Source organism: Roseixanthobacter psychrophilus (genome assembly GCF_043195195.1).
Classification (GTDB): Bacteria; Pseudomonadota; Alphaproteobacteria; order Rhizobiales; family Xanthobacteraceae; genus NCEH01.
Genome location: NZ_JBAFWT010000249.1, coordinates 1 through 213 on the forward strand (window position 1 = coordinate 1; position 213 = coordinate 213).

1 pseudogene is annotated in these 213 nt (G+C 64.3%); it reads left to right on the forward strand.

Annotation, left to right across the window (positions count from 1 at the left end):
* A pseudogene (locus V5F77_RS29405) lies at window positions 1–213 on the forward strand (hypothetical protein); the annotation flags it as partial.

Genomic DNA, 213 nt, shown 5'->3' on the forward strand with positions numbered 1-213 from the left:
CGCTTGTCTGGAAGCAGACGGCTCGGCCTGCGCGGCCAAACATCAGCACGGCGATGAATCCAACTCCTGCTGCGCCATGGCCTGCCACACGGCAATTCCCGCCAGTGCATGCGCTATGGCGATCATCGCTTTTGTGCGGACCATCGATCATCCGTCGCTCGAGGCGGGTGTAAAGGGATCGTCCGCGACGCGCCTCGAGCGCCCGCCGAGATC